9 protein-coding genes are annotated in these 7,582 nt (G+C 62.7%); 1 reads left to right on the forward strand and 8 read right to left on the reverse strand.

The annotated features are described in order from the left end of the window. The 4 genes from EOA27_RS14075 to eno all read right to left on the reverse strand — a co-directional run. Positions 1-1,350, reverse strand: a 1,350-nt coding sequence (locus tag EOA27_RS14075) for a pyruvate dehydrogenase complex E1 component subunit beta (RefSeq protein ID WP_127256522.1), incomplete at its 3' end; no start/stop codon positions are given. Between the two features lie 15 nt (positions 1,351-1,365). Next, positions 1,366-2,421 carry a pyruvate dehydrogenase (acetyl-transferring) E1 component subunit alpha gene (pdhA, locus tag EOA27_RS14080; RefSeq protein ID WP_126082768.1) on the reverse strand — a complete coding sequence of 352 codons (1,056 nt, stop codon included), beginning with the start codon at positions 2,419-2,421 and terminating at the stop codon, positions 1,366-1,368. Positions 2,422-2,597: 176 nt separating this feature from the next. After that, positions 2,598-2,921 (reverse strand): septum formation initiator family protein, encoded by a 324-nt coding sequence (locus tag EOA27_RS14085; protein ID WP_126082769.1) that lies wholly within the window; start codon positions 2,919-2,921, stop codon positions 2,598-2,600. A gap of 156 nt (positions 2,922-3,077) precedes the next feature. Next, positions 3,078-4,352 (reverse strand): phosphopyruvate hydratase, encoded by a 1,275-nt coding sequence (gene eno, locus EOA27_RS14090; protein ID WP_126082770.1) that lies wholly within the window; start codon positions 4,350-4,352, stop codon positions 3,078-3,080. Positions 4,353-4,552: 200 nt separating this feature from the next. On the opposite strand from eno, the gene EOA27_RS42960 reads away from it, so the two are divergent. Then, positions 4,553-4,675 carry a hypothetical protein gene (locus EOA27_RS42960; RefSeq protein WP_280952541.1) on the forward strand — a complete coding sequence of 41 codons (123 nt, stop codon included), beginning with the start codon at positions 4,553-4,555 and terminating at the stop codon, positions 4,673-4,675. Positions 4,676-4,740: 65 nt separating this feature from the next. Here EOA27_RS42960 and EOA27_RS14095 read toward each other — a convergent pair whose 3' ends face one another. From EOA27_RS14095 to EOA27_RS14110, 4 genes are all read right to left on the reverse strand, one after another. After that, positions 4,741-5,106 carry a PRC-barrel domain-containing protein gene (locus EOA27_RS14095; RefSeq protein WP_126082771.1) on the reverse strand — a complete coding sequence of 122 codons (366 nt, stop codon included), beginning with the start codon at positions 5,104-5,106 and terminating at the stop codon, positions 4,741-4,743. A gap of 128 nt (positions 5,107-5,234) precedes the next feature. Beyond that, positions 5,235-6,080 (reverse strand): 3-deoxy-8-phosphooctulonate synthase, encoded by an 846-nt coding sequence (kdsA, locus tag EOA27_RS14100; RefSeq protein ID WP_126082772.1) that lies wholly within the window; start codon positions 6,078-6,080, stop codon positions 5,235-5,237. Continuing rightward, positions 6,077-6,952 (reverse strand): VOC family protein, encoded by an 876-nt coding sequence (locus EOA27_RS14105; RefSeq protein ID WP_126082773.1) that lies wholly within the window; start codon positions 6,950-6,952, stop codon positions 6,077-6,079. Before EOA27_RS14105 ends, kdsA begins: the two co-directional genes overlap by 4 nt. 72 nt (positions 6,953-7,024) lie before the next feature. Further along, positions 7,025-7,315 carry a Dabb family protein gene (locus EOA27_RS14110; protein WP_126061001.1) on the reverse strand — a complete coding sequence of 97 codons (291 nt, stop codon included), beginning with the start codon at positions 7,313-7,315 and terminating at the stop codon, positions 7,025-7,027. Positions 7,316-7,582 lie beyond the last annotated feature (267 nt).

The following is a 7,582-nucleotide window of genomic DNA, read 5'->3' on the forward strand; positions in this document are numbered from 1 at the left end:
GACATTGGGCAGCGCCAGCTTTTCGAGGTTCGCCGCATAAGGCATCGGCACGTCCTTGCCGGCGATGGTGATCACCGGCGCGTCGAGGAAGTCGAAGGCGCGCTGCGAGACCTGGTTGGCGATGTGGTCGCCGACCGAGTTCTGCGGAAAACCTTCTTCCACCACCACGAGACGGTTGGTCTTCTTTACCGAGGCGATGATCGTGTCGAAGTCGAGCGGCCGGATGGTCCTGAGATCGATGATCTCGGCATCGATGCCCATGCCGCGCAGCTCGGCCTCCGCCTTGACCGCGTAGGTCATGCCGATACCGAAGGAGACGATGGTGACGTCCTTGCCCTGCTTGTGGATGCGAGCCTTGCCGATCGGCAGCACGAAGTCGTCGAGCTTCGGCACATCGAAGGAGTGGCCGTAGAGGATCTCGTTCTCGAGGAAGATGACCGGGTTCGGATCGCGGATAGCCGCCTTGAGCAGGCCCTTGGCGTCGGCCGCCGTGTAGGGCATCACCACCTTGAGGCCGGGGATGTGACTGTACCAGGCGGCATAGCATTGCGAGTGCTGCGCGGCGACGCGGGCGGCGGCGCCGTTCGGGCCGCGGAAGACGATCGGCGCGCCCATCTGGCCGCCGGACATATAGAGCGTCTTGGCGGCCGAGTTGATGATCTGGTCGATCGCCTGCATGGCGAAGTTGAAGGTCATGAACTCGACGATCGGCTTCAGCCCGGCCATCGCCGCACCCACGCCGACACCGGCAAAGCCGTGCTCGGTGATCGGGGTATCGACGACCCGCCGCGGCCCGAATTCCTGCAGCAGGCCTTGCGTGATCTTGTAGGCGCCCTGGTACTCGGCGACTTCCTCGCCCATGACGAAGACGTCGCCGTCGCGGCGCATCTCCTCGGCCATGGCGTCGCGGAGCGCCTCGCGCACCGTGGTGGAAGCCATCTCGGTGCCGGCGGGAATGTCCGGCTCGGCCGCTACTTCCGTCTTCGGCGCGGCGGCGACAGGGGCCGGAGCCTCGCTCTTGGGGGCAGCGGGCGCCGGCGCAGGCGCGGCTTCAGCCTTGGCAGGTTCTTCCTCGCCGATGCCTTCGCCGGCCTTGTCGACGTCTTCGCCGTCGACCGCGAGCACGGCGATCACCGCATTGACCTTGACGCCTTCGGTGCCGGCCGGAACCACCAGCTTGGCGACCGTGCCTTCATCGACGGCCTCGACTTCCATCGTCGCCTTGTCGGTCTCGATCTCGGCGATCACGTCACCGGCGACGACCTTGTCGCCCTCGTTCTTCAACCATTTGGAAAGATTGCCCTCTTCCATCGTCGGTGAGAGCGCGGGCATGAGAATTTCGATCGGCATGTCCTTGCCCTCCCCTTAGAGTACGATGTCGGTCCAGAGCTCGGACGGATCCGGCTCGGCGTCGTTCTGGGCGAATTCGGCGGCGTCGGCGACGATGTCGCGAACTTCCTTGTCGATGGCCTTGAGCTCGTCCTCGCTTGCCCACTTCTTGTCGAGCAGCCGCACCCGAACCTGCTCGATCGGGTCGTGCTCGGAGCGCATCTTCTGCACCTCCTCCTTGGAGCGGTACTTCGCCGGGTCGGACATCGAATGGCCGCGATAGCGGTAGGTCTGCATTTCGAGGATAAGCGGGCCGTTGCCGGCGCGGCACCATTCGGTGGCGATGTCGGCCGCCGACTTCACGGCGCGGACGTCCATGCCGTCGACCTGGATGCCGGGGATCTTGAAGGAAGCGCCGCGATGCGAGAAGTCGGTCTCTGCCGACGAGCGCGACACCGACGTGCCCATGGCGTAGCGGTTGTTCTCGATGATGTAGATCACCGGCAGCTTCCACAGCGAGGCCATGTTGAAGCTCTCATAGACCTGGCCCTGGTTGGCGGCGCCGTCGCCGAAATAAGTCAGCGAAACGTTCTTATTCTCGCGGTAGCGGTTGGCGAAGGCGAGACCGGTGCCGAGCGACACCTGGGCGCCGACGATGCCGTGGCCGCCATAGAAATGCTTCTCCTTGGAGAACATGTGCATGGAGCCGCCCTTGCCCTTGGACAGGCCGCCGCGGCGTCCGGTGAGCTCGGCCATGACGCCGCGCGGTGACAGGTCCATCGCCAGCATGTGGCCGTGGTCGCGATAGGCGGTGATCATCTGGTCGCCTTCGACCAACGCCATCTTCATGCCGGTGACGACGGCTTCCTGGCCGATATAGAGATGGCAGAAGCCGCCGATGAAGCCCATGCCGTAAAGCTGGCCGGCCTTCTCCTCGAAGCGGCGGATCAAGAGCATATGCCGGTAGGCGGAGAGCTCTTCTTCCTTGGTGAAATCAGCGGGCTTGGGTGCTGACAGATTGGGCTGCTTGTCGGATCTGGATTTGTTGTCGGATCTGGATTTCGCGGGCGCTTTTTTGGCGGCGGTGGCCATGCGTCACTCCCTGTTGGCGTCTCTTTGCGGACATTCAGGGAGATCGAAAAGTCTCCCCACCGATTTGCGCGAGGCTAACATGCAAGGATGCATTGCGCCATGCTGAAAAATGCATGGCTGGCATGCATCTAAGCGATTAGAATCATTGAAAATAACGGCGATTAACCGAAAATCGGTTATTTCCTCGCGGAGGGCAGCATGATGGTGATTTCGTCGGGCTGAGACAAATTGAGCGCCTTTCGGGCCTGCTCGTCAAGCATATCCTTTTCCAGCGTGCCTTCATGCATCAGCTGGACACGGCGCTCGAAATCGACCCGGCGCGCCTTCACGGCATCAAGCTGCGCCTGCAGTTCGGCCGCCCGGGCCTCGAGCCGGTACTTGGAATAGATGCCGAACTCGCCGTGATAGGCATGGAAGCCGAAATAGGCCAGAAAGAGCGCGCAGAGCGAAGGGATGATCAGCCTGCCGGTGTTTCTCTGCTTGTGCTGACGTGTCCACATGACCCGAACCCTCGCGGCCGCGAACGCAAGCGGCCATGAGTCGTATTTCGCCCGATTGTGCTTAATGGACGGTTACGGGCGACCTGTTGCAGGACCGCCGGAAATGAAAAAGGGCGGGATGCCCCGCCCTTTCCAAACTGTTCCAAACAGGCTGGATCAGCCCTTGAACACCGACTTGCCGGCGTAACGCGCCTGCTTGCCGAGCTCTTCCTCGATGCGGATGAGCTGGTTGTACTTGGCCATGCGGTCCGAACGCGACAGCGAGCCGGTCTTGATCTGTCCGCAATTGGTGGCGACCGCGAGGTCGGCAATGGTCGAATCCTCGGTCTCGCCCGAACGGTGCGACATTACGGCGGTGTAGCCGGCCTTGTGCGCGGTCTCGACCGCGTCGAGCGTCTCGGTCAGCGAGCCGATCTGGTTGACCTTGACCAGGATCGAATTGGCGACGCCCATGCGGATGCCATCGCGCAGCCGCGCCGTGTTGGTGACGAAGAGGTCGTCGCCGACGAGCTGGGTCTTCTTGCCGATCAGGTCGGTCAAATACTTCCAGCCTTCCCAGTCGTCCTCGGCAAGGCCGTCCTCGATGGTGATGATCGGATAGTCGGAAGCGAGCTTGGCCAGGTACTTGGCCTGCGCCTTCGGATCGCGGGTCTTCTTCTCGCCCTCATAGACGTAGTTGCCATCCTTGAAGAACTCGGTCGCCGCGCAGTCGAGGCCAAGCGCGACATCCTCGCCGGGCTTGAAGCCAGCCTTCTCGATCGACTCCATGATGAAATCGAGCGCCGACGGCGCGCTCTTCAGGTTGGGGGCGAAGCCGCCCTCGTCGCCGACATTGGTGTTGTGGCCGGCATCCTTCAGCTTCTTGCGGAGCGTGTGGAAAATCTCCGAGCCCCAGCGCACGCCGTCACGCAGCGTCGGCGCGCCGATCGGCAGGATCATGAACTCCTGGAAGTCGATCGGATTGTCGGCATGGGCGCCGCCATTGATGATGTTCATCATCGGCACCGGCAGGATGTGCGCCTTGGCGCCGCCGACATAGCGGTAGAGCGGCAGGCCGGCGGCTTCGGCCGCAGCCTTGGCGACGGCCAGCGAGACGCCGAGGATGGCGTTGGCGCCGAGGCGGCTTTTGTTCGGGGTGCCGTCGAGCTCGATCATCGTCTGGTCGATATGGATCTGGTTCTCGGCTTCCATGCCGCCGATCGCCTCGAACAGCTCGCCGTTCACGGCTTCGACGGCGCGCTGGACGCCCTTGCCGAGATAACGCGGCCCGCCGTCGCGCAGCTCGACCGCCTCATGCGCGCCGGTGGATGCGCCCGATGGCACCGCGGCGCGGCCCATCGAGCCGTCCTCCAGCACCACGTCGACCTCGACGGTCGGATTGCCACGGCTGTCCAGGATTTCACGCCCGACAATGTCGATGATGGCGGTCATTTGCGATGTCCCCGATTGATCGATTGAAGCGTCGCGCCCCTCTTAGCCAAAGCGGCGCAAAAGGCAATCGGCGCGCCCGCAATTATTGCCGCGGGCCGGATTCACGAAGCGCAAATTTCTGTCAACATAAGTCATGCGCATCGCGTGGCCTTCTCGTCTATGGTCGCGTTCGCGCGGGGCGAAACAGGAGGAGTTTCGCCATGTCCCAGTTGAGCGGTATCGTGAGTTTGTTCCTGATCGCGGCGGCGTTCCTGACGTCGTGCGACGACCAGAAACCGCAGCAGAGCTCGGTGGAATTGTCGACGCTCCAAGCGGCGCAGTAGTTCAACGCCAAAGGCCCCCGGGTTTTGCCCGGGGGCCTTTGGCTTTCAGTGCACCTATCTAGCGGTCAATGCCAATAGGGCTTCACGTGATAATACTGGAATGAAGCATCGCGAGCGGCCTCGCCGTCAGCGCCGGTCAGTTCCTCGATCGAATAGGCGGGCGCGGCCTGCAACTGCTCCTTGGTGAACGGGACGACGTAGCCGCCTTGATCCTCGTCATAGTCAAGCGTCGCCCACGGGATGGCGTGGTACTTCTCGCCCATGCCAAGGAAGCCGCCGAAGCCGATCACGGCGAACATGATGCCGTTCGACATCTTGTCGAGCATCACGTCCTCGATACTGCCGATGCTCTTGCCTTCCGTGTTGTAGACAGACGTGCCGATGACGCGCGAGGCGGCAATGGCTTCAGTGTGCCCGGACGGGGTGGTCATGGTGGTGCTCCTCTCGATTGAATGCCTGCATTGACAATGAGAGGAGCGGGTGAAGGTTCCCGACTTTTGCTTGCTGTCGACCAGGCAGTGCCAACTCCCACAAGCCAGCGCGAGGTCCGTCGCCGCAATCAGTGCCCCTTGGCGATGCGGTCGAAGGCCATCAGCTTTTCCAGCAGCGCCGGCATGTCCTTGAGAGGCACCATGTTAGGGCCGTCTGAAGACGTGGAATTGTCGGGGTCCTGATGGGTCTCGATGAAGACACCGGCCACACCGACGGCAACGGCCGCGCGCGCCAGCGTCGCGACGAAGCGCCGTTCGCCGCCGGAGGAGCCGCCCTGCCCGCCCGGCTGCTGCACGGAATGGGTCGCGTCGAAAATCACCGGAGCGCCGATCTCGGCCATGATCGGCAACGCGCGCATGTCAGAGACCAGCGTGTTGTAGCCGAAGGAGACACCGCGCTCGGTGGTGAGCACGTTCGCATTGCCGGAGCCAGTGATCTTGGCGACGACGTTCTTCATGTCCCAGGGCGCGAGGAACTGGCCCTTCTTCACATTGATGACTTTGCCGGTTTTGGCCGCGGCGACCAGCATGTCGGTCTGGCGCGACAGGAAGGCCGGGATCTGCAGGACATCGACGTGGGGCGCGACGATGGCGCATTGTTCCTCGGTGTGGACGTCGGTCAGCACCGGGAGCCCAAACTCCTTGCGCAGATCGTCGAAGATCGGCATCGCCGCATCGAGCCCAGCACCGCGCGTCGCCGAAAGCGAGGTGCGGTTGGCCTTGTCGTAGCTCGTCTTGTAGACAAGGCCGATGCCCAGACGGTCAGTCAGTTCCTTCAGCGCGCCGGCCATGTCGAAGGCGTGCTGGCGCGATTCAAGCTGGCACGGGCCGGCGATCAGCGACAGCGGCGCATTGTTGGCGAAGACGACCTTGCCGACGGTTACCGATGAATTGGGCGCCAGGGGCTTGCTCATGGGATCTCCCGGAAGATGAAGGCGGCGCCCTGCCCGGGCGCCGGCGGAACGACGATATCATTGCCGCTCATGTTGTGTCGGACTGCGTTGTCCGCAAGCAGCTGCTTGGCGGCGGCCGTGTCGCGAACCGAGAAAACGATGGCCGTGAAGCGCAGGTTCGGCGATGGCGCGACTTTCAGCCCAAAGCGCGAGCCATAGTCTTCGCACGAAAGAACGCTGAGGACCGCATTCGGCAGCCGCACCGCGTCGCCATCGCTCGCATCCGCTTCGGCGGCGGTCGCGATCAATCCGATCTGGGCTGCGGGCCTGTCACTGACGGCGATGATTTCGAGAATACCCGTCACGCCATTGGCGTGCGCCTGCAGCGCCGTGCGATCGATCTTTGGCGCGTTGATGCGCTGGCAGGCGAAGAGGAAGGCCTCGTCGGCCTCCTTGTCGGATACGAATGCCAGCTTGAAGGAAGCCATGTCGCTTTTGCCGTTTGCGTCGGTAAAGGCGCGCGAGAAGCTCAGCATCCCGCCGGCCGAAAGACCGGCCTCGACATAGCGCGTATGATCGGCATCGGCATTGGCCGTTCCGAAGACAACAGCGGAAAAACCTTCCTCGCCAAGGGTTTGACGGTAGAGACGGTCGCGCGCGACGAAGACATTGCCTTCGCTTATGGCGAGGTCCGCCGCCTGTTCATTTCCGATCGCCAGCGGCTCCAGATAGGTGCCGTCGGTGAAAAAGACGCAGGCATTCTCCGTGCCGAAGGGGTGGATGCCCGTGGGCGCGACGACAAAGCCGAGCGACGTCAGGCGCGAGCGGACGGCATCGAGGTTCTCTGCCGGCAGAACGAGATGGTCGAGCGGATGAGCGGATTTTTTGGTCATGCCGGCGCGGTTTGCCCCATTCCGACCCGCGGTTCAAGGGCGCGGGATCGACAGTATGCGCGCTATGCCGGTTCAGGCCGCGGCAACGACGTCGGCCGAATAGCGCAGTTCGCGCATCGGCTTCACCTTGCTGGTCGTGTCGGCGTAAATCGGATGCGCCTTGTAGGCGGCAAGCGCCGCCTCGTCCTCGAACTCGGCATAGACGACCACGTCGATCGCGTTGGAGAACAGATCGACCTTGGTGTTGAGCGTCACTTCGAAATGCTTGGAATGCGGAATCTTGCCTAGCGCCAGCAGGCCCGAGCGCACGGCCTCGACATCTTCCTTGCGCCGCACGCTGAAGAAAACGATGTGCCGGATCAAGCCAACCTCCGTGATCGTCGATTCAGCGGTGTTTTTGTGGGAGCGATGCCTGGGCGTCAACCGGCAACGATGTCGCGCCCGCGATATGCAACCGGCAAGGCTTATCCGGTGACTTGGCGCACGATGCGCGACATTTCCCGCACGGTCACGTCGAGATAGTGACCATGATTGTAGAGGCCATCCCAGATCAGGAAGAAGGCAATGGCTGCGATGACGATTACATAACGCATGGCTAAAACTAACGCATGTGGACGGCTTGAACCAGAG

The sequence above is a fragment of the Mesorhizobium sp. M2A.F.Ca.ET.037.01.1.1 genome (genome assembly GCF_003998075.1).
In the GTDB taxonomy this organism is placed as follows: domain Bacteria; phylum Pseudomonadota; class Alphaproteobacteria; order Rhizobiales; family Rhizobiaceae; genus Mesorhizobium.